This is a genomic window from Lacticaseibacillus styriensis, from assembly GCF_030770295.1.
GTDB lineage: Bacteria > Bacillota > Bacilli > Lactobacillales > Lactobacillaceae > Lacticaseibacillus > Lacticaseibacillus casei.
The window spans coordinates 2,544,041-2,569,775 of the sequence record NZ_CP132483.1 but is presented as its reverse complement, the minus strand read 5'-3'; the positions used below and the strand labels follow the sequence as shown (position 1 = coordinate 2,569,775).

41 protein-coding genes and 1 pseudogene are annotated in these 25,735 nt (G+C 48.0%); 37 read left to right on the top strand and 5 right to left on the bottom strand.

What is annotated here, in order from left to right:
* Nucleotides 1-22 precede the first annotated feature (22 nt).
* Complete coding sequence (locus LACSTY_RS12150) at nt 23-163, top strand: hypothetical protein (protein ID WP_161492250.1); 141 nt, start codon at nt 23-25, stop codon at nt 161-163.
* Nucleotides 164-409: 246 nt separating this feature from the next.
* On the opposite strand, the gene psiE is transcribed toward LACSTY_RS12150, so the two are convergent.
* A complete protein-coding gene (psiE, locus tag LACSTY_RS12145; RefSeq protein ID WP_087912825.1) occupies nt 410-847 on the bottom strand; it encodes a phosphate-starvation-inducible protein PsiE in 438 nt (145 codons plus the stop codon).
* A gap of 402 nt (nt 848-1,249) precedes the next feature.
* On the opposite strand from psiE, the gene rpsJ reads away from it, so the two are divergent.
* The 34 genes from rpsJ (at nt 1,250) to truA (ending at nt 19,932) form a co-directional block, all read left to right on the top strand.
* Complete coding sequence (gene rpsJ, locus LACSTY_RS12140; RefSeq protein ID WP_005686699.1) at nt 1,250-1,558, top strand: 30S ribosomal protein S10; 309 nt, start codon at nt 1,250-1,252, stop codon at nt 1,556-1,558.
* 25 nt (nt 1,559-1,583) lie between these two features.
* Nucleotides 1,584-2,216, top strand: coding sequence for a 50S ribosomal protein L3 (rplC, locus tag LACSTY_RS12135; protein WP_010492633.1), 633 nt, complete (start codon nt 1,584-1,586; stop codon nt 2,214-2,216).
* Between the two features lie 22 nt (nt 2,217-2,238).
* Nucleotides 2,239-2,862, top strand: coding sequence for a 50S ribosomal protein L4 (rplD, locus tag LACSTY_RS12130; RefSeq protein ID WP_049170288.1), 624 nt, complete (start codon nt 2,239-2,241; stop codon nt 2,860-2,862).
* On the top strand, nt 2,862-3,164 hold the full coding sequence (rplW, locus tag LACSTY_RS12125) for a 50S ribosomal protein L23 (RefSeq protein WP_010492629.1): 303 nt from the start codon (nt 2,862-2,864) through the stop codon (nt 3,162-3,164). The genes rplD and rplW overlap by 1 nt, the downstream gene beginning before the upstream one ends.
* A gap of 28 nt (nt 3,165-3,192) precedes the next feature.
* Nucleotides 3,193-4,029: a 50S ribosomal protein L2 gene (gene rplB / locus LACSTY_RS12120; protein ID WP_039639959.1), complete on the top strand. Its 837-nt coding sequence runs from the start codon at nt 3,193-3,195 to the stop codon at nt 4,027-4,029.
* Between the two features lie 39 nt (nt 4,030-4,068).
* Nucleotides 4,069-4,350: a 30S ribosomal protein S19 gene (rpsS, locus tag LACSTY_RS12115; protein ID WP_003567557.1), complete on the top strand. Its 282-nt coding sequence runs from the start codon at nt 4,069-4,071 to the stop codon at nt 4,348-4,350.
* A gap of 17 nt (nt 4,351-4,367) precedes the next feature.
* Nucleotides 4,368-4,721 carry a 50S ribosomal protein L22 gene (gene rplV / locus LACSTY_RS12110; protein WP_003567555.1) on the top strand — a complete coding sequence of 118 codons (354 nt, stop codon included), beginning with the start codon at nt 4,368-4,370 and terminating at the stop codon, nt 4,719-4,721.
* Between the two features lie 13 nt (nt 4,722-4,734).
* Complete coding sequence (rpsC, locus tag LACSTY_RS12105; RefSeq protein WP_010492622.1) at nt 4,735-5,397, top strand: 30S ribosomal protein S3; 663 nt, start codon at nt 4,735-4,737, stop codon at nt 5,395-5,397.
* A 3-nt stretch (nt 5,398-5,400) separates the two neighbouring features.
* Complete coding sequence (rplP, locus tag LACSTY_RS12100; RefSeq protein ID WP_005686719.1) at nt 5,401-5,835, top strand: 50S ribosomal protein L16; 435 nt, start codon at nt 5,401-5,403, stop codon at nt 5,833-5,835.
* Nucleotides 5,825-6,019, top strand: a complete 195-nt coding sequence (gene rpmC, locus LACSTY_RS12095; RefSeq protein ID WP_005686721.1) for a 50S ribosomal protein L29 — start codon at nt 5,825-5,827, stop codon at nt 6,017-6,019. The genes rplP and rpmC overlap by 11 nt, the downstream gene beginning before the upstream one ends.
* 20 nt (nt 6,020-6,039) lie before the next feature.
* Nucleotides 6,040-6,303, top strand: a complete 264-nt coding sequence (gene rpsQ, locus LACSTY_RS12090; protein WP_005699404.1) for a 30S ribosomal protein S17 — start codon at nt 6,040-6,042, stop codon at nt 6,301-6,303.
* Nucleotides 6,304-6,334: 31 nt separating this feature from the next.
* Nucleotides 6,335-6,703 carry a 50S ribosomal protein L14 gene (gene rplN / locus LACSTY_RS12085; RefSeq protein ID WP_010492614.1) on the top strand — a complete coding sequence of 123 codons (369 nt, stop codon included), beginning with the start codon at nt 6,335-6,337 and terminating at the stop codon, nt 6,701-6,703.
* A 29-nt stretch (nt 6,704-6,732) separates the two neighbouring features.
* Nucleotides 6,733-7,044, top strand: coding sequence for a 50S ribosomal protein L24 (gene rplX / locus LACSTY_RS12080; RefSeq protein ID WP_010492612.1), 312 nt, complete (start codon nt 6,733-6,735; stop codon nt 7,042-7,044).
* A gap of 24 nt (nt 7,045-7,068) precedes the next feature.
* Nucleotides 7,069-7,611, top strand: a complete 543-nt coding sequence (gene rplE / locus LACSTY_RS12075) for a 50S ribosomal protein L5 (protein ID WP_003567542.1) — start codon at nt 7,069-7,071, stop codon at nt 7,609-7,611.
* A gap of 14 nt (nt 7,612-7,625) precedes the next feature.
* Nucleotides 7,626-7,811 (top strand): type Z 30S ribosomal protein S14, encoded by a 186-nt coding sequence (locus tag LACSTY_RS12070; protein WP_003567540.1) that lies wholly within the window; start codon nt 7,626-7,628, stop codon nt 7,809-7,811.
* Nucleotides 7,812-7,836: 25 nt separating this feature from the next.
* Complete coding sequence (rpsH, locus tag LACSTY_RS12065; protein ID WP_010492608.1) at nt 7,837-8,235, top strand: 30S ribosomal protein S8; 399 nt, start codon at nt 7,837-7,839, stop codon at nt 8,233-8,235.
* A gap of 30 nt (nt 8,236-8,265) precedes the next feature.
* Nucleotides 8,266-8,796 carry a 50S ribosomal protein L6 gene (gene rplF / locus LACSTY_RS12060; protein ID WP_025012539.1) on the top strand — a complete coding sequence of 177 codons (531 nt, stop codon included), beginning with the start codon at nt 8,266-8,268 and terminating at the stop codon, nt 8,794-8,796.
* A gap of 37 nt (nt 8,797-8,833) precedes the next feature.
* Nucleotides 8,834-9,193: a 50S ribosomal protein L18 gene (gene rplR, locus LACSTY_RS12055; protein ID WP_005686733.1), complete on the top strand. Its 360-nt coding sequence runs from the start codon at nt 8,834-8,836 to the stop codon at nt 9,191-9,193.
* 22 nt (nt 9,194-9,215) lie between these two features.
* A complete protein-coding gene (gene rpsE / locus LACSTY_RS12050; RefSeq protein ID WP_010492603.1) occupies nt 9,216-9,719 on the top strand; it encodes a 30S ribosomal protein S5 in 504 nt (167 codons plus the stop codon).
* A gap of 11 nt (nt 9,720-9,730) precedes the next feature.
* The gene (gene rpmD / locus LACSTY_RS12045) at nt 9,731-9,916 is read left to right on the top strand and encodes a 50S ribosomal protein L30 (protein WP_005686735.1); all 186 of its coding nucleotides are present in this window, start codon (nt 9,731-9,733) and stop codon (nt 9,914-9,916) included.
* Nucleotides 9,917-9,948: 32 nt separating this feature from the next.
* A complete protein-coding gene (gene rplO, locus LACSTY_RS12040; RefSeq protein ID WP_005692118.1) occupies nt 9,949-10,389 on the top strand; it encodes a 50S ribosomal protein L15 in 441 nt (146 codons plus the stop codon).
* Complete coding sequence (gene secY, locus LACSTY_RS12035) at nt 10,389-11,714, top strand: preprotein translocase subunit SecY (RefSeq protein ID WP_049170285.1); 1,326 nt, start codon at nt 10,389-10,391, stop codon at nt 11,712-11,714. Before rplO ends, secY begins: the two co-directional genes overlap by 1 nt.
* A gap of 156 nt (nt 11,715-11,870) precedes the next feature.
* Nucleotides 11,871-12,527 (top strand): adenylate kinase, encoded by a 657-nt coding sequence (locus LACSTY_RS12030; RefSeq protein WP_151466861.1) that lies wholly within the window; start codon nt 11,871-11,873, stop codon nt 12,525-12,527.
* 143 nt (nt 12,528-12,670) lie between these two features.
* Complete coding sequence (gene infA, locus LACSTY_RS12025) at nt 12,671-12,889, top strand: translation initiation factor IF-1 (protein ID WP_003567521.1); 219 nt, start codon at nt 12,671-12,673, stop codon at nt 12,887-12,889.
* A gap of 27 nt (nt 12,890-12,916) precedes the next feature.
* Nucleotides 12,917-13,033: a 50S ribosomal protein L36 gene (gene rpmJ / locus LACSTY_RS12020; RefSeq protein ID WP_003567518.1), complete on the top strand. Its 117-nt coding sequence runs from the start codon at nt 12,917-12,919 to the stop codon at nt 13,031-13,033.
* Nucleotides 13,034-13,066: 33 nt separating this feature from the next.
* Nucleotides 13,067-13,432: a 30S ribosomal protein S13 gene (gene rpsM, locus LACSTY_RS12015; RefSeq protein WP_039639965.1), complete on the top strand. Its 366-nt coding sequence runs from the start codon at nt 13,067-13,069 to the stop codon at nt 13,430-13,432.
* 20 nt (nt 13,433-13,452) lie between these two features.
* Nucleotides 13,453-13,842, top strand: coding sequence for a 30S ribosomal protein S11 (gene rpsK / locus LACSTY_RS12010; protein ID WP_003567514.1), 390 nt, complete (start codon nt 13,453-13,455; stop codon nt 13,840-13,842).
* A gap of 74 nt (nt 13,843-13,916) precedes the next feature.
* Nucleotides 13,917-14,855 carry a DNA-directed RNA polymerase subunit alpha gene (locus tag LACSTY_RS12005; protein ID WP_047105402.1) on the top strand — a complete coding sequence of 313 codons (939 nt, stop codon included), beginning with the start codon at nt 13,917-13,919 and terminating at the stop codon, nt 14,853-14,855.
* Nucleotides 14,856-14,878: 23 nt separating this feature from the next.
* Entirely contained in the window at nt 14,879-15,259 is a 381-nt protein-coding gene (rplQ, locus tag LACSTY_RS12000; protein WP_010492577.1) for a 50S ribosomal protein L17, read from the top strand.
* 638 nt (nt 15,260-15,897) lie between these two features.
* Nucleotides 15,898-16,569 (top strand): hypothetical protein, encoded by a 672-nt coding sequence (locus tag LACSTY_RS11995; RefSeq protein WP_087912824.1) that lies wholly within the window; start codon nt 15,898-15,900, stop codon nt 16,567-16,569.
* A 134-nt stretch (nt 16,570-16,703) separates the two neighbouring features.
* On the top strand, nt 16,704-17,540 hold the full coding sequence (locus LACSTY_RS11990) for an energy-coupling factor ABC transporter ATP-binding protein (RefSeq protein ID WP_087912823.1): 837 nt from the start codon (nt 16,704-16,706) through the stop codon (nt 17,538-17,540).
* Nucleotides 17,516-18,382 (top strand): energy-coupling factor ABC transporter ATP-binding protein, encoded by an 867-nt coding sequence (locus LACSTY_RS11985; RefSeq protein ID WP_010492570.1) that lies wholly within the window; start codon nt 17,516-17,518, stop codon nt 18,380-18,382. Before LACSTY_RS11990 ends, LACSTY_RS11985 begins: the two co-directional genes overlap by 25 nt.
* Nucleotides 18,375-19,172: an energy-coupling factor transporter transmembrane component T family protein gene (locus tag LACSTY_RS11980; protein ID WP_010492569.1), complete on the top strand. Its 798-nt coding sequence runs from the start codon at nt 18,375-18,377 to the stop codon at nt 19,170-19,172. The genes LACSTY_RS11985 and LACSTY_RS11980 overlap by 8 nt, the downstream gene beginning before the upstream one ends.
* Nucleotides 19,173-19,188: 16 nt before the next feature.
* Nucleotides 19,189-19,932, top strand: a complete 744-nt coding sequence (gene truA / locus LACSTY_RS11975) for a tRNA pseudouridine(38-40) synthase TruA (protein WP_087912822.1) — start codon at nt 19,189-19,191, stop codon at nt 19,930-19,932.
* Nucleotides 19,933-20,049: 117 nt separating this feature from the next.
* On the opposite strand, the pseudogene LACSTY_RS11970 reads toward truA, so the two are convergent.
* From LACSTY_RS11970 to LACSTY_RS11955, 4 genes and pseudogenes are all read right to left on the bottom strand, one after another.
* A pseudogene (locus LACSTY_RS11970) lies at nt 20,050-20,565 on the bottom strand (TipAS antibiotic-recognition domain-containing protein); the annotation flags it as partial.
* 59 nt (nt 20,566-20,624) lie between these two features.
* Nucleotides 20,625-20,846 (bottom strand): P8 family protein, encoded by a 222-nt coding sequence (locus tag LACSTY_RS11965; RefSeq protein ID WP_049170276.1) that lies wholly within the window; start codon nt 20,844-20,846, stop codon nt 20,625-20,627.
* Between the two features lie 123 nt (nt 20,847-20,969).
* Nucleotides 20,970-21,680, bottom strand: a complete 711-nt coding sequence (locus LACSTY_RS11960; RefSeq protein WP_087912821.1) for an ABC transporter ATP-binding protein — start codon at nt 21,678-21,680, stop codon at nt 20,970-20,972.
* A 1-nt stretch (nt 21,681) separates the two neighbouring features.
* On the bottom strand, nt 21,682-22,743 hold the full coding sequence (locus tag LACSTY_RS11955) for an ABC transporter permease (protein ID WP_087912820.1): 1,062 nt from the start codon (nt 22,741-22,743) through the stop codon (nt 21,682-21,684).
* Between the two features lie 80 nt (nt 22,744-22,823).
* Here LACSTY_RS11955 and LACSTY_RS11950 point away from each other — a divergent pair, with 80 nt between their 5' ends.
* On the top strand, nt 22,824-23,423 hold the full coding sequence (locus tag LACSTY_RS11950; protein WP_087912819.1) for a TetR/AcrR family transcriptional regulator: 600 nt from the start codon (nt 22,824-22,826) through the stop codon (nt 23,421-23,423).
* Between the two features lie 130 nt (nt 23,424-23,553).
* Nucleotides 23,554-25,731 (top strand): peptide cleavage/export ABC transporter, encoded by a 2,178-nt coding sequence (locus LACSTY_RS11945; protein WP_087912818.1) that lies wholly within the window; start codon nt 23,554-23,556, stop codon nt 25,729-25,731.
* The last annotated feature ends 4 nt before the right edge of the window (nt 25,732-25,735 follow it).

Sequence of the window (25,735 nt, the reverse complement as noted above, 5' to 3'; positions counted from 1 at the left end):
CATATCGCAAGGATTGACAGTCTTGTTAATGACGATCGTGGGGATTGCCAGTAGCATTGAAACATCATCTTGGTTGGCTAGTTTAATGAGTCGGGTAAACATAACGGATTTTTGGATTCGAATCATCCACGATGAAGTGATCTTGGGGATTATGCCACTGTAAAGATGACTTTGCGTTCAACGTAATGCAAAATAAGCTGTTGGGAAACTTGTCAAGGAGATAAGGTTCCCAGCGAAGGAAAAAGAATCATGTGTTGTACTGCCAAAAAGTAAACAACAAAAGAAAGCACGACAGACCGTCAACTAAGATCAGTTGATGTGTCTGTCGTGCTTTTTTAAATAGAGCGAGACTTTCAGAAGCTTCTTCAGCAGATAGATCAAAATTAACGGCCAGCAGAGACACTAAGCTCTAAAAATGCTGGTCAATATCCACATCTTTTTCATCGCGCGAGTGCTTAAAATCACCACTGACATACGAGAAGACGGTAAGAACCCCCGCTAACACGAGAATGGCGAGCGTCAGCAATAAAGTTTCCGTGCCGCGGTCGTGGAGGACAAGCAGCTGACGCAGAATGGCCGTCATCGAGATCAGGATAAGGTAGCGGATGGGAATGTGATGGCCTTCCTCAATGTAACGAATGAGCATGATCACGAACTCAAACAGCATGAAGAAGCTGGTGACTTCCTGAATGACCTTGCCAAATAGGTCGGCTGAGAGTGGCCGGAGGATCATGCTGCCGATATCGATGATGTAACGGAGCATGAAGACAACGACAACAATGGCAAGCATGCCGAGCAGAACGTCTAAGGCTGCATTGACAATTTTTTTATAGTGGTCAAATTTCATAAGTGGTCTCCAATCCGTTGCGAAAATGAACGTACTTTAGTTGAATGTAGCACAGACGGCTTCTTGAGAAAACAAGTTTGCTTAGATCAATGTGTTACGCGCTGGCGGAGCCAAAAGAGCTTACCGATGAAATGATTGAAGTATATTATGGAAGAAACGGATTGCAGGGCGCATGTTTTTTCTGCAAAGCTCAAGAAATGCTTGTAATGGCACGAATGTTTTTGTATACTATCAAGAGTGCTGTTTCTCGAAGGGGATAACTGTGCACTTGGTTCCAAAGGTGAACCAGAGTAGCGTGGATGTGAGAGGTTGCGACACGCCCGGCCGCTTTGCCACGGTGGCGAGTTGGTAATTTTCACGGAGCTAGTCTACTAACTGATAATAGACGAAGGAGGTCACACAATGGCAAAACAAAAGATTCGGATCCGGCTCAAGGCTTACGAACACCGGATTCTCGATCAATCCGCAGACAAGATCGTGGACACTGCAAAGCGCACTGGCGCAACAATTTCAGGTCCGATCCCACTGCCAACAGAACGCACAATCTATACGGTGCTGCGTTCCCCGCATAAGTACAAGGATTCACGTGAACAATTCGAAATGCGGACACATAAACGTCTGATCGATATTGTGAACCCAACACCGAAGACGGTTGATGCTTTGATGAAGCTCGACTTGCCAAGCGGCGTCGATATCGAAATCAAATTATAATCTATAGAAAATAGGAGGTGTACCCATGGCACGTAAAGGAATCTTAGGCAAAAAAGTTGGCATGACGCAGGTCTTCACCGAGAACGGCGAACTTGTTCCCGTTACCGTCATCGACGTAACGCCCAACGTTGTAATGCAAGTCAAGACCGTTGAATCTGACGGCTATGAAGCAGTTCAACTGGGCTACGGCGATATGCGTGAAGTCTTGACGAATAAGCCAAGCGTCGGTCACGCCAAAAAGGCTGACACGACCCCTAAGCGCTTCGTTCGCGAAATCCGCGATGTAGCGCTTAGTGATTATGAAGTCGGCAGCGAAGTTAAAGCTGACGAATTCGCAGCAGGCGACATTGTGGATGTCACCGGTACTTCCAAAGGTCACGGTTATCAAGGTAACATCAAGAAAGATGGTCAGTCCCGCGGTCCTATGGCTCACGGTTCTCGTTACCATCGTCGTCCAGGTTCTCTTGGGGCCATCATCAACAAGGTCTTCAAGGGTAAGAAATTGCCTGGCCGGATGGGTAACCGTACCCGCACCATGCAAAACCTGCAAGTCGTTGCTGCTGACACAGATCACAATGTTCTGTTGATCAAGGGCAACGTTCCAGGGGCAAACAAGTCCTTTGTTACAATCCGTTCTGCTGTTAAAGCAGCTAAATAATACGAAGGGAGGACAATAACTAATGGCTAACGTTACTTTATATAAGCAAGATGGCTCAGAAAACGGCACAGTTGAACTCAACGATGCCATCTGGGCAGTCGAACCAAATGAAAACGTCGTGTTTGACGCAGTCGTGATGCAACGAGCTTCCCTTCGTCAAGGTACTCACGCCGTTAAGAACCGTTCCGCTGTTTCCGGTGGCGGTCGCAAGCCTTGGCGCCAAAAGGGTACCGGTCGTGCCCGCCAAGGTTCAATCCGCAGCCCGCAATGGCGTGGCGGTGGGATCGTCTTCGGACCGACCCCACGCAGCTATGCTTACAAGCTGCCTAAGAAGGTTCGTCGTTTGGCGATCAAATCCGTACTTTCACAAAAGCTTCTTGATAGCGACCTTGTCGTTGTTGATGGCTTGAACTTTGAAGCACCAAAGACTAAGGCATTCCAAAATGTTTTAGATGGCCTCAAGGTTAATGAAAAGGCATTGGTTGTGCTCGAAGACGGCAATGAAGTTGCTGCCAAAGCGGCACGCAACCTGCCGAATGTGAAAGTTGTTCCTGCAGAGGGTATCAACGTCTTGGATGCTGTTGATTACAAGAAATTGATCTTAACCCAATCTGCGCTCCAAAAGATTGAGGAGGTGCTTGCATAATGGAAGCACGCGATATCATTTTACGTCCGATCGTCACCGAGCAATCGATGGCTGAAATGGATAACCGTAAATACACATTCGAAGTTGCACTGCATGCGACGAAGCAGCAGGTTCGCAAGGCTGTTGAAGAAATCTTCGGCGTGAAAGTGGTTAATGTCAACATTGCCAACGTTCGCGGTAAGAAGAAGCGTCAGGGCCGTTACGAAGGTATGACGCGTCGTCGTCGTAAGGCCTTAGTTGCCTTGAGCGCCGATTCTAAAGAAATCAAGATCTTCGCTGATGAAGATAACGATAACAAGTAACAAAAATTCGTTATAGGAGGTAAAACACGTGGCGATTAGAAAATACAAACCAACAAGCAACGGCCGGCGCAACATGTCCGGTTCCGACTTTGCTGAAATCACCAAAACAAAGCCTGAAAAGACTTTGCTGGTCAGCCAAAGCCATACGGCAGGACGCAATGCCCACGGCCATATCACGGTTCGTCATCGTGGCGGCGGCCACAAGCAATTCTACCGTGTGATTGACTTCAAGCGGAATAAAGATGGCATGGCCGCAACGGTTAAAGCCATTGAATACGATCCAAACCGGACCGCAAACATTGCTTTACTGCATTATGAAGACGGGGTCAAGTCCTACATCTTGGCACCAAAAGGTCTCAAGGTTGGCGATAAAGTTTACTCTGGCGAAAATGTTGATATCAAAGTCGGCAATACGCTCCAGTTGAAGAATATCCCAGCAGGTACCACGATTCATAACATCGAATTAAAGCCAGGTAAAGGTGCTCAGTTAGCACGTTCAGCCGGTGTTTCAGCTCAGTTACTGGGTAAAGACAACGACAAGTACGTCACCATCAAGCTGGCTTCCGGCGAAGTTCGCTTGGTTCTGGGTGAAAACCGTGCCACAATCGGTGCTGTCGGTAATGAACAACACGAATTGATCAGCATTGGTAAAGCTGGCCGTAAGCGCTGGTTAGGCTTCCGTCCGACGGTTCGTGGTTCTGTTATGAACCCTAACGATCACCCGCATGGTGGTGGTGAAGGTAAAGCGCCAATCGGCCGTCCGTCACCATTATCACCATGGGGCAAGAAGACCTTGGGTAAGAAGACCCGGGATCACAAGGCTAAGTCCGAGAAGTTCATCGTTCGTCACCGCAAGACGAAGTAAACACATTAATGTGTTACATCGATTAAAGGAGGTCACACAATGGGTCGCAGTCTTAAAAAAGGACCTTTTGCCGACGCTCATCTCCTGAAGAAGATTGAAGCGCAGGCAGATAACGACAAGAAGACCGTTATTCGTACATGGTCCCGTCGTTCCACAATTTTTCCAAGTTTCATTGGTTACACCATCGCCGTTTACGATGGTCGCAAACATGTCCCAGTTTTCGTGAGTGAAGACATGGTTGGTCACAAGTTGGGCGAGTTTGTTCCTACGCGTACCTTCCGCGGTCACAACACCGATGACAAGAAGACAACAGCACGCTAGAAAGGAGCACAACATTCATGGCTGATCAAATTACGTCTGCAACGGCAACGGCCAAGACAGTTCGGATTGCTGCTCGCAAAGCGCGCTTGGTAATCGACTTGATTCGTGGTCGCGATGTTGCTGAAGCTCTGGCAATTCTTGAGTTTACCCCTCGATCCGGTTCACCGATCATCGAGAAAGTGCTCAAATCTGCTATTGCAAATGCAGAACATAACTATGACTTAGATGCACAAAACCTTTATGTAAGCAAAGCTTATGTCAACGAAGGCCCGACCCTCAAACGGTTCCGTCCTCGTGCCAAGGGGAGCGCATCACCGATCAATAAACGGACAAGCCACGTCACCGTGGTCGTATCCGAAAAAGAAGCATAAGGAGGGATAACGCGTGGGTCAAAAGATTAATCCAACCGGTTTCCGTGTCGGTGTCATCCGTGACTGGGATGCCAAGTGGTATGCAGACAAAGACTTTGCTGACTACTTGCATGAAGACATTGAAATCCGAAACTTCATCAATAAGAAGCTGTCAGAAGCTTCCGTATCACGTATCGAAATCGAACGTGCCGCAAAGCGCGTCAACATTTCCATTCATACTGCTAAGCCGGGTATGGTTATCGGTAAAGGCGGTTCTGAAGTTGAAAACTTGCGCAAGCAGCTTAACAAGCTGACCGGTCGTCAAGTTCACATCAATATTATTGAAATCAAGAAACCTGATCTGGATGCCAAGCTTGTCGGCGAGAACATCGCTCGTCAGCTTGAACAGCGGATTGCATTCCGTCGTGCAATGCGTCAAGCAATGCAACGGACCATGCGGGCAGGCGCCAAGGGGATCAAAACCCAGGCTTCCGGTCGTTTGAATGGTGCCGATATTGCTCGTCGCGAACATTACAACGAAGGCTTAGTACCGCTGCACACCTTGCGTGCCGATATCGACTATGCATGGGAAGAAGCAGCTACCACTTATGGCCGGATCGGGATCAAAACCTGGATCAATCGTGGTGAAATTTTACCTGAAAAGCCACAGCAAAATAGTGCGAAAGGAGGGAAATAATCAATGTTAGTACCTAAGCGTGTCAAGCATCGTCGTGAATTCCGTGGGAAGATGCGCGGTGCAGCCAAGGGCGGCAAGAACGTTGACTTCGGCGAATATGGTTTGGAAGCATTGGAATCCCATTGGATCACCAACCGCCAGATCGAAGCAGCGCGTGTTGCGATGACCCGTTATATGAAGCGTGGTGGGAAAGTATGGATCCGCATTTTCCCTCACAAGTCCTACACCAGTAAAGGTGTCGGCGTCCGGATGGGTAATGGTAAAGGTGCACCTACCGGATGGGTTGCAGTCGTTAAACGTGAGAAGATCATGTTTGAAGTCGGCGGCGTATCCGAAGCAGTCGCAAAGGAAGCTTTGCGCTTAGCATCCAACAAACTCCCAATCCGCACCAAGATCGTTTCACGCGAGGAAGTAGGTGGGCAATCAAATGAAGGCTAAAGAAATTACTGCATTAACCACTGCTGAGATGCTCGACAAAGAGAAGCAATATAAAGAAGAGCTGTTCAACTTGCGCTTCCAACAGGCGACTGGCCAATTGGAAAACACCGCTCGCTTGAAGCAGGTTCGCAAAAACATTGCACGGATCAAAACGGTCCTTCGACAACAGGAACTCAATAAATAATCGGAAAGGAGACATTTACCTTGGCAGAACGTAATTCTCGTAAAGTTTATCAAGGCCGCGTGGTCTCGGATAAAATGGACAAGACCATCACCGTGGAAGTCAGCACATACAAAACACACCCTGTTTATGGCAAGCGTGTTAAGTATTCCAAGAAGTTTTATGCGCATGACGAAGACAATAGCGCTAAAGTTGGCGATATTGTGCAAATCGCGGAGACTCGTCCTTTATCACGCAATAAGCGTTTCCGTTTATTGAACATTGTCGAAAAGGCAGTTATCATCTAATCATTTTTAGAATGAAAGGAGGACCAAATCCGTGATTCAGCAAGAAAGTCGTCTTAAAGTAGCAGATAACTCAGGCGCGCGCGAAATCCTTGTTATCAAGGTACTTGGCGGCTCATACCGCAAGACCGGTAACATCGGTGATATCGTTGTCGCAACTGTAAAACAAGCAACACCAGGTGGCGTTGTCAAGAAGGCTGATGTTGTTAAGGCTGTCATTGTTCGTACTAAGTCCGGTGCTCACCGTGCCGACGGTTCCTACATCAAGTTCGATGAGAACGCAGCTGTCATCATCAACGCTGACAAGAGCCCACGTGGGACTCGTATCTTTGGACCTGTGGCACGTGAATTGCGTGACGGCGATTTCATGAAGATCGTCTCCTTAGCGCCCGAAGTGCTTTAATCATTCTGACCAAATAGGAGGTGCGATACATGAAGTTCAAAACTGGTGACAAAGTGCGGGTTATGCGCGGCAAGGATGCCGGCAAAGAAGGCCAGATCACAAAGGTCCTGAAAGACGCTGATAAAGTTGTCGTTGAAGGCATCAACATGATCAAAAAGCACCAAAAGCCGAACAACGCCAATCCGCAAGGCGGTATCATCGATAAAGAAGCACCTATTCACGTTTCCAACGTGATGCTTCTGGATCCTGAAACCAACAAGCCGACCCGGGTCGGTTCTGAAGTTAAAGATGGCAACAAAGTGCGGATTGCTAAGAAGTCTGGCACCGCAATCGATAAATAATAGGGAAGGAGGACAAACTTTTTCATGGAGAATCGTCTTGAAGAACGTTATAGCAAAGAAATCGCCCCTGCATTGGTAAGCAAGTTCAACTATAAGAGCACCATGCAGGCACCTAAGATCGAAAAGATCGTGTTGAACATGGGTGTTGGTGATGCAACCCAGAATGCTAAATTGCTGGATGAAGCTGTTGATGAATTGACACTGATCTCTGGCCAGCATCCGCTGATCACCAAGGCCAAGAAGAGTATCGCGGGCTTCCGTCTGCGTGAAGGCATGCCAATCGGCGCAAAGGTGACCCTGCGCGGCGAACGCATGTATGATTTCTTAGATAAGCTGATCAATGTCTCCCTGCCGCGTGTGCGTGACTTCCATGGTATTTCCCCTAAGTCCTTCGACGGCCGCGGGAATTATACGTTGGGTGTTAAGGAACAACTGATTTTCCCAGAAATCGATTACGATAAGGTTAATCGGGTTCGTGGATTGGATGTTGTTATTGTCACAACGGCAAATACTGATGAAGAAGCACTCGAATTGCTTACGCAAGTCGGGATGCCATTCGCCAAATAAGGGAGGTCCGCTACTTGGCTAAGAAGTCAATGATCGCTAAAAACAATCGGCCTGCAAAATTTGCAGTCCAAGAATATACGCGGTGCCAACGGTGTGGCCGTCCGCATTCCGTATATCGTAAATTCAAACTCTGCCGGATTTGCCTTCGTGAGTTAGCACATGCCGGCCAAATTCCAGGCATGCGCAAAGCTAGCTGGTAATCACTAGACAAAGGAGGTTAAATCAATGGTCTTGACCGATCCAATCGCAGATTACTTGACCCGGATCCGTAACGCTAATATGGTGCGTCACGAGTCCTTGGTCGTACCTGCATCAAAGATGAAGAAAGACATTTCTGAGATTCTTAAACGTGAAGGGTTCATCCGTGACTACGAAGTTATCGATGATGACAAGCAAGGCATGATCCGCATTTTCTTGAAGTATGGTAAGAACAATGAACGGGTTATCTCTGGCTTGAAGCGGATTTCCAAACCGGGTCTGCGCTCATACGTTAAGAGTGATGCGGTTCCTAAGGTTTTGAATGGCTTAGGGATTGCAATTATCTCAACTTCCGAAGGTGTTATCACCGATAAGGAAGCTCGCGCCAAGAACGTCGGCGGCGAAGTACTCGCTTACGTTTGGTAATTCATTACATCAAAAAGGAGGTGCCGATAAGTGAGTCGTATTGGTTATAAAGTCATTAAAGTCCCGGCCGGTGTTACTGTCACCAAAGATGGCGACAACATCACGGTTAAGGGTCCTAAAGGCGAATTGACGCGTCATTTTGTCCCGGAAATCGAAATGCATCAAGAAGGCGACGAAATCAGTTTCACCCGTCCTGATGATTCGTATAAGGCTATCCACGGTACCATGCGTGCCAACTTAAACAATATGGTCGTCGGTGTTACCGAAGGCTACAAGAAAGAAATGAAACTGGTCGGTGTTGGTTATCGTGCCCAAAAGCAAGGCGAGAAGCTTGTTTTGAACGTCGGTTACTCACACCCAGTTGAAATGACCGCACCAAAAGGGATTACTGTTGAAGTTCCAAGCACCACCCAGATCATCATCAGTGGGATCTCAAAACAGGTTGTTGGCCAATTCGCAGCCGTTGTTCGTTCCGTCCGTGCACCTGAACCTTATAAGGGTAAAGGAATTCGTTACGTTGACGAACATGTCCGTCGTAAGGAAGGTAAGACTGGTAAGTAGTCGTAACCTTCAACAAATTTAACAAGAGGTGAACATTGTGATTTCAAAGCCAGATAAGAACAAGACTCGGCAACGGCGTCACGCCCGCGTACGAGGCAAGATTTCTGGTACGAGCGAGCGCCCACGCTTGAACGTTTTCCGTTCCAATAAAAACATCTACGCGCAATTAATTGATGACGTAGCGGGTGTGACGCTAGCAAGTGCCTCCACTCTTGATAAGGACATTAAAGATCCTGAAAACAAGACCGACGCTGCTGCACAGGTTGGCGCATTGATTGCCAAGCGCGCTGTTGCTGATGGTCATAAAGTTGTGGTCTTTGACCGTGGTGGTTATCTGTACCATGGTCGCGTTGCTGCGTTAGCTGAAGCAGCACGTGAAAATGGCCTCGAATTCTAGTAAAAAGGAGGATAACCAACACATGGCATCATTTATCGATCCAAACCAATTGGACTTAGAAGACCAGGTTGTTGCCATCAACCGTGTTACAAAGGTTGTTAAAGGTGGTCGGCGCCTGCGTTTTGCTGCAATTGCAATTGTCGGTGACAAGAACGGTCACGTCGGCTTTGCAACCGGTAAAGCCCAAGAAGTACCTGAAGCAATCCGTAAAGCTGTTGACGCAGCCAAGAAGAGCCTCATCGAAGTACCGATCGTGGGAACAACCATTCCTCACGAAGTTATCGGTCACTTCGGCGCTGGTGAAGTGCTGTTGAAGCCGGCTGAAGAAGGTTCCGGGGTTGCTGCTGGTGGCGCTATCCGTTCCGTCATGGAACTTGCCGGCATTGCCGATATCACCAGCAAGTCCCTCGGCCGGAACACGCCAATCAACATGATTCGCGCAACAATGGACGGCCTTTCACAATTGCGGACTCGGGAACAAGTTGCTGAATTGCGCGGCGTTTCTGCGTCATCGCTTGAAGACTAGGAGGTAAACACATGGCTCAATTGAAGATTACTTTGACCCGTAGTGCTGCCCACCGTCTTCCTAAGCAACGTAAGATTGTGAAGGAATTAGGTTTAAACCGGGTAAATAGCTCGGTGATTAAGCCAGACAACGCAGCCACTCGCGGTGCGATTTTCCAAATTTCACACTTGGTTTCTGTTGAAGAAATCAAGGATTAATACATTATTTCGACAAGGAGGTGCCCAAGAGTATGCAATTGCACGAATTAAAGCCGAGCGTCGGCTCCCGTCATGCCCGCAAACGTCTGGGCCGCGGTACTTCTAGCGGTCAAGGTAAGACAGCCGGTAAAGGGACAAAGGGTCAATTGGCACGTCAGGGCGGCAAGACGCGTCTTGGCTTCGAAGGTGGCCAGATGCCATTGTTCCGGCGGATGCCTAAACGCGGTTTCAACAACATTAACCGCAAAGAATACGCAATCGTTAACCTTTCCGATCTTAACCGTTTCGACGATGGTGCCGAAGTAACGCCAGCAGCCTTGATCGACGCTGGTATTGTTAAGAACGAAAAGAACGGTGTCAAGTTGCTGGCAGACGGCAAACTTGAGAAAAAATTGACCATTAAGGTTGCAAAAGCTTCAACCGCAGCAAAAGCTGCTGTTGAAGCAGCTGGCGGTTCGATTGAGGTGATCTAATGCTGAGGACCCTAAAAAACGCGCTCAAGGTTAAAGACATCCGTAACAAGATCCTCTTCACTTTAGCGGTTTTATTGGTCTATCGATTAGGTACACTGATCGCGGTGCCAGGCGTTAACGCCAAGGCGCTGCAGTCAATTGGCTCGACAGGCTTGATCTCACTGCTGGATACCGTCAGCGGTGGCGGACTTGCGCAATACTCCATCTTTTCGATGGGGGTTTCGCCGTATATTACGGCGCAAATTGTGGTTCAGCTGCTGCAAATGGATATCGTTCCGAAATTTGTTGAGTGGAGCAAGCAAGGGGAAGTCGGTCGGCGCAAGCTGAATCAGGTCACCCGTTATCTAACCATCATTTTTGGGTTCTTTCAGGCAATTGGGATTACAGCCGGCTTTCAAACGTTAAGTTCGATGGGCTTGGTCAAGAATCCGTCTGTTAGTACCTACATTACGATCGGGATCATCCTCACCGGCGGTACTATGTTGCTGACCTGGATGGGTGAACAAATCACCGATAAGGGGCTTGGTAATGGTGTTTCGCTGCTGATCTTCTCAGGGATCGTTGCACGCCTGCCTTCAGGTCTTCAGGAGTTATATCGGGACAATGTTCAGGTATACTCCGGCGCCGAGATCTGGAAAGGAATTGCGTTCTTGGCCGCCTTGGCAGTGATTGTGATTATCGTGATCACTTTCGTTACTTGGGTACAACAAGCAAACTACAAGATTCCAATTCAGTATACCCGCCGCGTTACCAGTGCAGGTAGCAATAGTTACCTGCCACTTAAGGTGAACGTTGCTGGTGTTATTCCGGTTATTTTTGCGAGTTCTTTCATTGTAACGCCGCAGACAATTTTAATGGCTTTTCAGAAGAGTCATGGTAGTGATGGCTGGTATCAGGTCATGACCAACATCTTCAATATGCAAAAGCCTGCCGGAACTGCGATCTATACGATTTTGATTATCCTGTTCACATTCTTCTATGCGTTCGTTCAGGTCAATCCCGAAAAGGTCGCAGAAAACCTAACCAAACAAGGCAGCTACATTCCCGGTGTTTGGCCGGGTAAGGAAACTGAGAATTATATCTCGCGACTGCTTATGCGCTTGTCAACAGTCGGGGCATTATTCCTTGGTTTGGTTGCCTTACTACCGCAACTGGCCGCTAACATTTGGGGCCTGCCACAATCAATCGGGCTTGGTGGTACCAGCCTGCTGATTGTTGTCATGACTGCGATTGAATTAGTTCGGCAGTTAGACGGCTTGCTCATGAAACGTGAGTACGTCGGCTTTATCCGTGGTGATTTGGTTAAGGATGATCAGAAGAAGTAAACAAAATCGTACGTTAACCGGTTCGATTTTCGAATCGGCTAACGCGGCAAAAGCAGTGTACGTGCCGGTGCACTTGGCAGCAAAAAGATTCAGATATTTTGTTTGAATTCAAACTTTGCTGTTACGCTGGCATGTATATTTAGAGGAGGATGCAACGTGAATCTCATTTTAATGGGACTTCCCGGTGCAGGGAAAGGCACGCAGGCAGAACGGATTGAGGATACTTATCCGATTGCACATATTTCTACTGGGGATATGTTTCGAGCTGCAATGGCTGCTGGCACGGCATTGGGTAAAGAAGCAAAGGGGTTTATTGATAAGGGACAGTTGGTACCGGATTCCGTGACCAACGGCATTGTCAAAGAACGTCTTGCTGAGTCTGATACCGACGCCGGTTACATGCTTGACGGCTTTCCGCGCACCATTCAACAAGCAGAGGCACTCGAAACGATCACAGCTGATCTTAAGAAGCCGTTAGATGCTGTTATCAACATTGATGTTGCGCCTGCAAAATTGGTTGACCGTTTGTCTGGTCGGTTTATCTGCAAGACATGCGGAGCAACTTATCACAAAATCTACAACCCGCCAAAGGTTGCCGGCACTTGTGATCGTTGCGGCGGTCACGAATTTTTCCAACGTGAAGATGACAAGCCGGCAACGGTTAAGAATCGACTTAAAGTAAACATCGAGATGAACACGCCGCTATTGGACTTCTATAAGAAGAAGGGCCTGCTGCACACGGTTAATGGCGACCAGGACATCGATAAGGTGTTTGCCGATATCAAATCGATTTTGGCGACTGTGGCAAAATAAGTGCTTGGACGATTGCACGCCCCTCATGACTGTTTTCAAAGTCGAAGAATTATGGTACAATATCGCGGTATGCGGTGAGTGCCAATCGGCCTCACCCTTTTCGCGCGTTAATAGAACCAATAATTTTTAGGAGGAAACACTTCGTGGCAAAAGACGATGTAATTGAGATCCAAGGCACCGTGACGGATACCTTACCCAACGCGATGTTCAAAGTCAAACTTGAAAACGGTGCGGAAATTCTCGCTCATGTTTCCGGTAAGATTCGGATGCACTATATTCGAATTCTCCCAGGGGACAAGGTAACGGTTGAATTGTCACCATACGATTTGACCAAAGGCCGGATCACCTACCGTTTCAAGTAGTTGCCAACTCAAGGAGGCTAAATTCTCATGAAAGTACGTCCATCTGTTAAAAAGATGTGCGAGCACTGCAAAGTGGTCCGTCGTAAGGGTCGGGTCATGATTATCTGCTCTGCAAACCCAAAGCATAAACAGCGTCAGGGATAATACAAACTAAAACAATAGGAGGTGTCATTGTACATGGCTCGTATCGCAGGTGTCGACTTACCACGTGGTAAGCAAATCGTCATTGCCTTAACCTATATTTATGGTGTTGGCAAGACAACCGCTCAAAAGATTCTCAAGACTGCCGGTGTTCCGGAAGACGTTCGTCAAGATGACCTGACCCCAGAACAAGAAGACAAGATTCGTGCAGCTTTGGATTCATACAAAGTTGAAGGCGATCTCCGTCGTGAAGTGAACCTGAACATCAAACGTTTGATGGAAATCGGTTCATATCGCGGCATCCGTCATCGTCGTGGCTTGCCGGTTCGTGGGCAAAACACCAAAAACAATGCTCGCACCCGTAAAGGGAAGAAAGCAAGCATGGCAGGTAAGAAAAAATAATTAAAGGAGGTCATTGATCGATGGCAGGTAGAAAAACTACGCGGAAGCGCCGTGTCCGCAAGAACGTTGAATCTGGCGTGGCTCATATCCACTCAACCTTCAACAACACCTTAGTAATGATCACGGACCCTCGCGGCAATGCGATCGCTTGGTCCTCTGCTGGTGCACTCGGTTTTAAAGGTAGTCGTAAGTCAACGCCGTTTGCTGCGCAGATGGCAGCTGAAGCGGCTGCGAAGGAATCAATGGAACATGGCATGAAGTCGGTTGAAGTTGCGGTTAAGGGCCCTGGCTCTGGTCGTGAAGCTGCAATCCGTTCGCTTCAGGCAACAGGTCTTGAAGTTACTGCGATCCGTGATGTTACACCGGTTCCGCATAACGGTTCTCGTCCTCCAAAGCGTCGTCGTGTTTAATTGTTACCCTTCGACCGTTATGGCGGTCAGGCAGACAAATCTTCACTTCTCGTTTTGAAAGGGGTACAAACTAGATGATCGAATTCGAAAAGCCGAACATTACCAAAGTTGATGAAAGCACCAACTATGGCAAGTTTGTGGTTGAACCGTTGGAACGCGGCTACGGTACTACGTTAGGTAACTCGTTGCGGCGGATCCTTCTTTCTTCATTGCCGGGCGCAGCTGTCAGCAGCATCCAGATTGACGGGGTACTTCATGAGTTCTCGACAATCGATGGTGTGCTGGAAGATGTCACCCAAATCATTTTGAATATCAAAAAATTGGCACTCAAGATGAATACCGATGAAGACAAGAACATCGAAATTGATGTCAACGGTCCGGCTAAGGTAACTGCTGCTGATATCGTCACTGATCCTGATGTTGAGGTCTTAAATCCTGAACAGTATATCTGTACTGTTGCAGACGGCGGGCACTTCCATGTACGTATGACTGTTAAAAAGGGTCGCGGGTATGTGGCAGCTGACCAGAACAAGTCTGATGACATGCCAATCGGTGTTTTGCCGATCGACTCGATTTTCACCCCGATCAGCCGGGTTAACTATCAAGTTGAAAGCACCCGTGTTGGCCGTCGGAATGATTTCGACAAGTTAACGCTGGATGTTTGGACTAATGGCTCAATCTCACCACGTGAAGCCATCAGTTTAGCAGCGAAGATCCTGACCGAACACCTGGATATTTTCGTCAATCTGACGGATGAGGCTAAAAACGCCGAGATTATGGTTGAAAAAGAAGAAACACACAAGGAAAAGATGCTTGAGATGACCATTGAAGAGCTTGACTTGTCGGTTCGTTCTTACAACTGTTTGAAGCGTGCCGGGATCAACACGGTCCAGGAGTTAACCAACAAAACAGAAGCCGATATGATGAAAGTGCGCAACTTAGGCCGCAAGTCACTTGAAGAAGTTAAAAACAAGTTGGCTGATCTCGGCTTAGGTTTGCGTAAAGAAGACTAAAATTTCGAAAAGGAGGCCAATCCATGAGTTACCGTAAATTAGGGCGGACCAGCTCACAGCGTAAAGCAATGTTGCGTGATCTGACAACTGATCTGCTGATCAATGAACGGATCGTCACAACCGAAGCCCGCGCTAAGGAAGTTCGTTCGACTGCTGAAAAAATGATCACTTTGGGCAAGCGTGGCGATTTACATGCACGCCGCCAAGCAGCAGCTTATGTCCGCAACGAAATTGCAAGTGTCGAGGAACAAGAAGACAGCGTTATTGTGAAGTCCGCTTTGCAAAAGTTGTTCAGTGACTTGGCACCAAAATACGCAGATCGCAATGGCGGTTACACCCGCATCTTGAAGACTGCGCCACGTCGCGGTGACGGTGCCCCAATGGTTATCATTGAGCTCGTCTAAACACAGTTAAAAACCGGCTGGCCCTTGAAGGTCAACCAACTTTGATCATTTGATCGATGGAGCGTTACGATGGTGGCAGGCCCAGTCCTGCTTAGTCTAGCTTGAGAGCACCGGGCAACCGGTGTCTCCATCATTAAATGATTTTTTTGTGTGAGCGCGAGCCAGCGCGGTCAGAAGCCGGAGTGTAAGTGGCCCCAGACCACAATGGCTGGGTTTTGGCCATTGTGGTCTGGGGTCCTTACATGCAGGCTTCTGCGCTGGCGAGCGCGTTATAGAAAGCGGAAGCTAAACCTTCACCAAGACTTCAGTAGCACAAGTCTCAAAGAATAGGGTTTTGGCCATTTAGGCTTGAGGTCCTTACACGTAGATTTCTGCGACTGCGAGCGCGTCACAGAAAGCCAAACCTAAAATCCACACCTGCCGTCAATAGAACTTCCTATTGACCAAACAACCACACCCAAGTGGCAGTAAAAAGCAATCGCCCAGACCTGAAGCGATTCCTTTTTACTGCCACTTTTCTTATTGCCTAGTCGCCTTCGACCTTTCCATATTCACGATGCTGTCGGCAAAAAAGTCACTACCGATCCAGCACAGCCGTCATTTTTCCTGTATACTGCACAATATCGGAGGTGAATGGCATGCACAATTGGTTGAAACAACGCGCACCATGGCAGATAGGATTATTGGTGGTCGGCTGTTGGCTGATACTGTCTTTAACCTTTGTTACTTTGCTAATCAGTGTGACTCCCACGGCTGGCATTACCGGCGGACCATTTGTTCCGAGTGTTTATCGCGCTGCCAATGGCGATGTGACCGTGACGTGGTTGGCCGAAGTGTGGATTTTTGCGATTGTTTGCGGCTACTTGACTGGCAGACAGTATCGCAAACGCCAACAGTCGCCGCGTTTGATTCAAACTTTGATACCACTTTTTTCCATGTGGCTTATTTTGATTGCTCTAACCCAGTGGCATCCGCTGGCAACTCAAACATTTCCAAAGTCAACGGCAGGCTTTTTCTTAGTCGTGATGCTGAGCTTTTTATGCATTTTTCCAGCAGGAATCATGTCTGCCTACATAGGATTATTTCGAAAAGGAAGCCGGTGGATTTGGGCGGTCTTCTTTATCTTTTTGATGCAAATGCAGCGTCCGTATTTATGGATTGTGAATGGCAAAAGTCACGTCGGCATGACGTTGATGCATGGGGATCCAGTGAAATGGGAAGCTTGGATTTTGACGATACTTGGATTGATCTTCGTTGCCTTTTTTGCCTTTATGAGTACAGATCCTGAGATAGTTAAGAAGGAATTTTAACCGACTACTTTCTGCCATGCTTTTCATTGCGAAGGTCTATCTGCAAAGGTACTATTTGCAAGTGCTTATTCCCAACAACTCAGTAAAATATGGTATTATTGTTCGGTATACAAAGCGTAGGAAGAAGGGTCGTCGTGGGCAACGTCATTCGTGTTCAACACTTGAATTACACTTATCCCGAGGCAAAACATCAAGCACTGACGGATGTTTCTTTTGATGTGGCTAAGGGTGAATGGCTCGCCATTATCGGGCATAATGGCAGCGGCAAAAGTACGCTGGCGAAGAATCTGAATGGGTTGCTGGCGCCTGAGTCGGGTACGGTCGAAGTCGCCGGAATGACGCTCAGTGAAGAAACGGTCTGGGATATTCGCGCCAAAGTCGGCATTGTTTTCCAAAATCCCGATAATCAGTTTGTCGGTGCAACAGTGGCTGATGATGTCGCGTTTGGTTTGGAAAATCGGGGTGTTCCTCGTGATGAAATGGTCAAACGCGTTGATGAGTCACTGAAACGGGTTGGTATGACGGCATTTGCCGATCGCGAGCCGGCGCGGTTGTCGGGTGGTCAAAAGCAGCGGGTCGCAATCGCCGGGATTATTGCCCAGCGGCCGGAGATTATCATTTTGGACGAATCGACATCCATGCTGGATCCGGCTGGTCGCCAGGAAGTGTTAGGGGTCATTCGTGAGTTAAAAGACGAACTTAACCTGACTGTCTTGTCGATTACACATGATATTGACGAAGCCGCGGTTGCTCATCGGATTATTTTGCTTAACGATGGTAAAATCAACGAAATTGGAACGCCAAGCGACATCTTTGTCCATGGTACGGACTTGTTGCGCTTGGGATTGGACGTTCCGTATTCGGAAAAGCTGAAAGATGCCTTGATTCAGCGTGGGGTGGCAATGCCGAAAGCATATTTGGATAATGAAAGGTTGGTAGACTACCTGTGGACATTACATTCGACCATGTGAGCTTTACCTATCAGGCAGGTACACCTTTCGCCGGTGACGGCATTAAAGATGTTTCCGGCACGATTCATGATGGCAGTTATACCGCGATCATTGGCCATACAGGTTCTGGGAAGTCAACGATTCTCCAGCACTTAAATGCGTTGTTAAAGCCAACATCCGGTACGGTGACTATTGGTGACAAGGTGATCACCAACGAAACGAATAATAAAAATTTAAAACCATTGCGGCAAAAAGTCGGCATGGTGTTTCAGTTTGCCGAAAACCAGTTGTTTGAACAAACCGTTGCCAAAGACATTGCGTTTGGTCCGCAGAATTTTGGTGTAAGTGAACAGGATGCTTTGGCGTTAGCTGACAAAATGGTCGCCATGGTTGGATTACCACATGATGTGCTAGAAAAGTCGCCTTTCGACTTATCCGGGGGGCAAATGCGGCGGGTTGCCATTGCCGGAGTATTGGCCATGCAGCCTGAAGTCTTGGTTCTGGATGAGCCCACAGCTGGATTGGATCCGGCCGGTCGCCACGAGATGATGACGATGTTTGAACGGTTGCATCGAGAACAAGGCCAAACCATCGTCCTTGTGACCCACCAAATGGACGACGTAGCTGATTATGCCGACACCGTATGGGTGATGGCAAAGGGACGCCTGATTAAAACGGGCACGCCGCGGGAAATCTTCAGTGATCCAGAATGGTTGAAAGCCAACCAGTTGGGACTACCTAAAACCGCCCAGATGGCGCAACAGTTGACAGCAAAGGGCTTCCATTTTGATCCGCAGCCGTTGACTGAGACTGAGCTGGCTGATCAGCTGTTGCCGCAGATTGGGGGTGGCCAGCGTGGATAAGCTTCTGCTTGGCCGGTATATTCCGGGCCATTCATGGATTCATGAGTTGGATCCGCGGACTAAACTGATGGCGAGTTTCTATTATATTGGCATTGTTTTTCTCGCCAACAACTGGCAGACATATTTAATGATGTTTGTTGCCACCTTATTCATGATCTGGCTATCCGGTATTCGGATTGGCTTTTTCCTGCGTGGTGTGCGGCCGTTGATTTGGCTGATTCTGTTTACCGTTGCCCTCCAGGTTCTGTTTGTGCGTGGCGGTACGGTTTACTGGCATTGGGGCTGGTTATGGATCACGAAGCTTGGGCTGATTAATGGTGCCTTTATTTTCGTTCGGTTTGTGTTGATCATTTTCATGTCGACCTTATTAACCTTGACCACGCAGCCATTGTCGTTGGCGGATGCGGTTGAAAGTCTGCTCAAACCATTACGCGTGATTCGGGTACCGGTCACCGAACTGGCACTGGTTTTGCAAATTGCCTTGCGCTTCGTACCAACATTAATGGATCAGACAACGAAAATTATGAATGCGCAGCGTGCGCGCGGCGTCGATTTCGGTGAAGGTAACATTTTCCAACAGATGAAAGCTGTCGTACCATTGCTGATTCCACTGTTTGTTTCCAGTTTTACCACTGCGGATGAGCTGGCCACGGCGATGGAAGCACGTGGCTATCAAGGCGGTGATGATCGCACGAAGTATCGAATCTTACGTTACCATCAGCGCGATTGGATTGCTGCAGGCGGGATGGCTGTTTTGACTGGGTTGTTGCTTTTGCTGCGGGCGTATTAGAAAGGAAACATGGTTTTTGACGCATTATAAAGTGACATTAGCTTACGATGGCACCAACTTTGCCGGCTATCAGGTTCAGCCAAAACAACGGACGGTTCAAGGCGTGTTGCAAAAAGCTTTGACCAAAATGACGAAGGGCCAGCCGGTGCATGTAGACGGATCGGGGCGGACCGATTCAGGCGTTCATGCTTTAGGTCAGGTGATTAGCTTTGATTACCCGGGAAATATTCCTGCCGAGTCAATGTTGCGGGCGATGAATTCATTGATGCCTTTAGATATCGAGATATTGAAGGCAGAAATTGTCGCCGCGGACTTTCATGCGCGCTACTCGGCTAAAGGCAAGCGTTACATGTATCGGGTTGCGCGCGGCTATTATACGAATCCGTTTAATCGGCTTTATACTGGCCACTATCCCTATAAGCTGGATGTTGCCCGAATTGAAGTTGCTCTGAAGGATCTCGTCGGTACACATGACTTTACGAGCTTCGCTGCCAGTGGCGGTGTGATTAAGGATAAGGTCCGGACGATTTACGAGGCGACGGTTCGCGAAGATACGGCGACAAATGAACTCATTTTTGAGTTTTATGGCAATGGTTTCTTGTACAACATGGTACGGATATTGGTTGCCACGGCGCTTGAGATCGGCAACGGCCGACGCGAAGTCCATGACTTTCAACGGCTGTTTGAAGTTAAGGACCGGCAGCAGGCAAGAGGGACAGCGCCTGCTTCGGGATTGTACTTGAAGGAAGTTTATTATTAAGCTTAAAAAAAGGACGGTGACACAGTGTCACTGCCTTTTTTGTTAAGCTTGATTTTTCAATTGCGTTTGATGAACTGTCTTCGCATTCAGAAGATATGCTTGCCGAACTTTTTCAATCTACCGTGTATAGTGGCGAATAATGGCGTTTAGCGTTTCAGCAGCACCATTTTTGCCGGTTCCATCTTCATAGTACTTGCTGAAACGTGGATCTGAGACGTACAGGGCGGCAAGGCTACGATGGGCTTTTGGCGAGTATTGTTTGGATGGCCAGGTGAGCTGCAAAAATTGTTTGTGCAGTTTGAAAAGGTGTTTGGCTTCTGGCGTGTTGAAGTCGGTTGTGCCGACAAGAGGTTTTAATTCATCTAGAATCTTTTGTTGCAATGCAGTGAGCTGTGCCACCTGTGCTTGCGACATTTTGCGGAATTTCTCGTTACTGGCGTTCACAATGTCCTCACCGTATTGTTCGCGGACTTCTTTGCCAAAAGTTTGTTCATTATCATTGATTGCCCGATTTTTAAAAGCTGCGAATTTCTCATCGTCTGTCATAGTGTCGACCCCTTTCTCTAAAGTTTGATCCAAGGTTTGCAGCAATAAGCTCAGTTGGTCGCGTTTTGCCATGATCAGTTCGCGCTTACACCAAAAGAACCGCGGCCCGGGGCTGCGGTTCGCGGTTCATGATGTTCAGTTTTTGATTATTTCTTGAGGAGCTTTTCTGCCAGTGCCTTGACTTCATCGTCGGACATGTCGAGGACTGGTTTCATTTCTTCCTCGGTCTTGATGGTGTCGCGGCTGTTCTTTTCCATGTAATAATCCCACAGCGCGTCACGAACGGGTGCTTCGCTGTCGCTCCAGTCAAATACCTTGTTCATTGGTTCATCGAGAAACAATGTCTTTTCAGGATCTACTGATGCCATAATGAATTACCTCCATGATTTAGACTCAATTTTGATACAGGTTCATTATAAGCCTTTTACCGGTTAATGATGCAAATTTTTAGCACTGTTTTTAATTGAGTGCTAAAAATTAAATAATTTTGACTAAATCGCGGTTTCCTGAATTTTTTCCAAGCTGGACTTAGGAAGGGCTCTGAGGTGGCCGTCGCGCATTTCATAAACGGTGTCGACGGGATCGAGTAATCGGGTGTCGTGAGTGATCATGATGACGCCGCGGTCGGTATTGTGCGCAATATCGGCGAGTTGTTGTACGACTTGCAGCGCACGCTTGGTGTCTAGGCTGGCGGTCGGCTCATCGGCCAAGACGATCGGCGGGTCATTGTACAGTGCCCGAGCGATGGCCACCCGCTGCCGCTCGCCACCGGAAAGTGCCGCTGGGTAGTTGCCGGCAAGATCGGTGATGCCCAGCATGTCGAATAACTCGCTTTTCGACATTTTGTGATGTTTATGGTGATTGAACCGATCGACTAACGCCAGCTGATCTTTGACAGTTAAAAAGGGGATCAGATTACTGGCTTGCAAGATGAAGCCGAATGTGTTGAAGCGCAGTTCAGTGCGTTGATGCTCCGTGAAATGTGTGGTGTCTTGATGATTAATGATGACCTTGCCGCCACTAGGACGCTGCAAATTACCGATAATGGTGAGCAGCGTGGTTTTTCCCGAGCCTGAAGGACCGATAATCGCGGCAAATTCACCTGCTTTCAAAACGAAATCGGTTGGTTGCAAGGCCGTGACTGCAGTGCGGCCGCTGCCGTATATTTTCGTTACTTGGGTTAATTCAACGAGATTGGTCATGTTATTCCCCTCCTCCGATGGCAGCTAATGGGTCAACTTTAATAATGCGGCGCAGCGAGAACAGGCCACCGACTAATGACATCACAATCAGAGCAGCGGCAATACTTGAGAAGAGTGCGGTGTTAGCATAGAACGGCATTGTTTTTGGCAAAATGAACTGCGTGAGTCCTAGCAATCCGGCGCCAATGCCAACCCCGACGACGGCAAGAATCAGAATTTGCCAGAACAACGCAGCGATAATAGATCGGGTACGAATACCTTGCGCTCGCATGACGCCGTACATCGAGATTTTTTGAATCGTCAAAATATACATAAAAATACCGATAATCAGTAACATGATCCCGATCATGGCGCCAATCATCAACGCAAAGGTGGATGTTTCGGCGGTATAGCCAGGGATGTTGTTAATCAAGGTTGCCCGATCAATTTGCTGGGTTTTGGCGGGAATTGTCTTAAACGGGCGACTACTGATGACGATTGAAACATTGGCCGCGTTGGCTTGGCCATATTTTAATTGGCGAAAAGTTGTCAAAGTTGTATAAAATACAGGTACAGTGTAGAAGCGGCGATCATGCGTGAACCCGACAATCCGGTACTTTTGGTCACTGCCATTGAGTGTGATGCGGTCACCTTTGTGCAGACCTTCGTTGGTCACACTATCGTCGGCCAGAACCTCATGATTGTTTCTCGGCATGCGGCCACTGGTGACAGTCGGATTTAACTTACCGGCGAGGTTAATCCCAAAAACGTTGCTATTGACTTTCTTGTCTGTGCTGGTATTCTCGGCGACCACAGAAACTTGGCCGAGCACGGCGGTGTGCTTGTTAGCAACTTTATCGACCTGCTGTTTGGTCAGGCTGGAACTCAGCAGGTTTTTGTTGGCATATTTAGACATGAGTACGTAATCACCAGGCAAGGCGTCAATTGCAGTGCGGTTGTTGCGCGCCAGTCCGGTTGCCAGCCCCGTCAAGAAGAAGACCAGATAGGCAATGAGGACAAACGTGACGACAACAAGAAGATAACGCGCCTTGTTATGCAGAATTTCTTTAATGGCAAGAAACATTTCGATCACCTCCACTTGAATTTTGTAAAATCATTATAGCACTCGTTTATCAATTGATAAATAAAAAGGGCTTGGTAAAAATGAATCAACGAGAACAGCAAAAGAAGGCGACCATTGCACGCATTTTGGCCGCAGCGCAGACATTATTTATGACTAACGGCTATGCCAGCGTCACGACGCGGATGATTGCTGAAGCCAGCAACGTGCAGCAACCGTTGCTGTATCACTACTTCGGCACCAAAGAAAAACTGTACTTGGCAGTGGTGATGCAGGTGAGTGACAGCATGGCGGCCAAAATCGCATCGGCGCAAACCGGCAGTGGCAGTCTAGCCGTTAAGGTGAACCATTTAGGGCATGTTTTGACCGATGACAATGATATGAACCTGCAGATGGTGATTCACGATATCGCCAGCTTGAAGGCCAGCGCGCGCGGACGGGTTTTCAAGGCATGGCAGGACAGTCTGCTCGCGCCGTTAGACCGCTTTTTTGCAGGGTTTCAATCAGAATTACTGAAGGCGTATCAGCCTCGAGAAGTCACGTTATATTTTTTAAACGTTCTTGCTGTTTATTTGCGACCGTCTAGTACTGCTGAAAACGGTGGCTTTCAGCAACAACTGCCACTTGATCGGGCGTTGCAGATGTTTTGTACAGGTGTTAGCCGAACGGACGAAAAAGAGTGATGTGGGCACCTCTTTTGTTCGTGAGATTAACGGCCTCATTCCTCTTTTAAATAACAAACATTTTAATTTTTGTGATAAGCTTAGTATTAATTAAAGGTTGATCGAGCATAGCAACAAGGGGAGCGCGCACATGAGGGTTACCGGGAATTTTTGGGTGAGACATGTCAATCGGTGTGACTATGTGCCACAAGCTGACCCGCGAGAAAGCGGTGTTGCAGCTTTGCGCATGGTTTTAAAATTTTATGGGGCAGAGATATCACCGACGCGTTTGCGGGCACTGGCTGAAGTGGACCAGACCGGGACGACATTAGATGACCTGATTCATGCTGCCGAGGCGCTTCATTTCACAACGAAAAGTGTTATCAACATCACCCCGAAGCACTTAAACGAAACCCCGCTTATTGTGGCGAACCGAGACGCGCAGGCCGGCCAGCAACGTTTTGCCGTTGTGTTCAAAGTCACCAAACAGCATTTGTTGGTAGCGGATCCTGATGTGACGGTTGGTGTTAAGTGGTTATCGTATCAACAATTCAACCAAACCTGGGCTGCAGCCGGCGCCATTATTAAACCGAGATTGAACCATACAGCCGTTAAAATGCCTTCATTACATTTACGGATGATTAAAGCGTTGATTTTGCAGCAAAAAGTGGCTTTGGTGCATTTAATACTTGCGATGCTAGCGACAACAGGTATCAGTGTCGCTGGAGCTTTTTTCCTCCAGATCATTGTGGATACTTATCTGCCAAATGGATTAATGAGGCCGTTAGCCATCATGGCGCTTGCACTAATGGGAGCAGGGCTTTTTGAAGCAGTGCTGACCTGGGGCCGTGAGCTTTTGTTGGGGATGTTGGATCAGCGGCTCATGATTGATGTGACCTTGGCCTACGTGCGGCGGTTATACGCAATGCCGTTGCCTTTTTTGAATCGACAACGACAAGCGCTCACTGCGCAAGTGGCTGAAACGAATCGACTCATTGGGGTTGCTGCCAAAACACTTGCGACCCAATGGCTTGAAACACTTGCTGCGACAATATTACTTGTTTTACTGGTTGGTATGAACTGGAAGTTGGCGCTACTAGCCGTTCTGGCTATATTCGGGGATGCCTTACTGATGTGGCTTTTTCGTGATCGTTTGCGAGCAGCCGGTTACGCTACGAGTCAGTCCGATGTGGCGCTTAGCACCGAAATTACTGAAGGCCTTCGTGGCGTTGAGGCAATGCAGGCATTACGTGCCGAACCTGATCTTTTTCGACGGGTTGATCAGGCGTTTGCCGATGATTTACATAAAAAGTTTGCTCAGCTGCAGTTTGTGCAACTTCAACGGGCGGTGCAGCGGGCGTTTCATTTCATTTTAACAGTCGGTCTTTTATGGCTAGGTGCCGGCATGGTCTTAACGCAACAACTTAGCCTCGGCCAAATGGTAGCATTTGCTGCCTTATTCGTTTACTTTATCGGCCACTTGACACAGGTGGTGCGGTTGCAGCCGCAACAGCAATTGATTGCCGTTGCCGACAGCCGCTTGCGTGATCTTCCGTCAAGCAGTGCGGCTGATCAACAACGGCGCGTCAGTGATTCGCAACAAATTTCCGGGACGATCAAATTAAGGCAAGTCACGTTTGGCTATCGGCAAAAGCAGCCGGTTTTACAAAAGATTAATTTAACGATTATGCCAAATCATAACATGGCAATCGTTGGCGCAAGTGGTGCTGGTAAAACGACTTTGGCACGTTTGATCGGCGGTTTATGGCCGCTTGATGCCGGAGGGGGGACGATCACTTTTAACCAAACGAATATTAATGACATTCGCTTGTCGCTACTACGCCAATATGTTGCCTATGTTCCAGAACGGCCGGTGATTTTCTCCGGCTCCATCCTGGACAATCTGCGTCTTGGCAATCGATCTGACGTGACCGATGATGATATGGATGCTGCTTGTGAAACGGCCGAAATTGCCGATGACATTACAAACCTGCCAAACCTAGTTTACACACTGGTTGATGCCAATACCGAAACGTTGACAGCGAGTCAAAAGCAGCGGCTGGCAATTGCCCGGGCGTTACTATCGCCAGCAAAAGTGCTTATTTTTGACGGGACTTTTAGTCAGATTGAAAATGCTACGGCTGAGCGAATTCTTAATCGCCTGTTTGCGATCAAGAATCGAACGATTATTTTAATGACGCAACAACCGCAGCTAGCGCGTAATGCCGATAAAATTGTTGTGTTGGTTAATGGCCGCATCGTTGAGCAGGGAAGCTATCCGATTTTGTTTGCCAAGCACGGGTATTATGCCCAAATGCTGAGGAGGTAGTCGC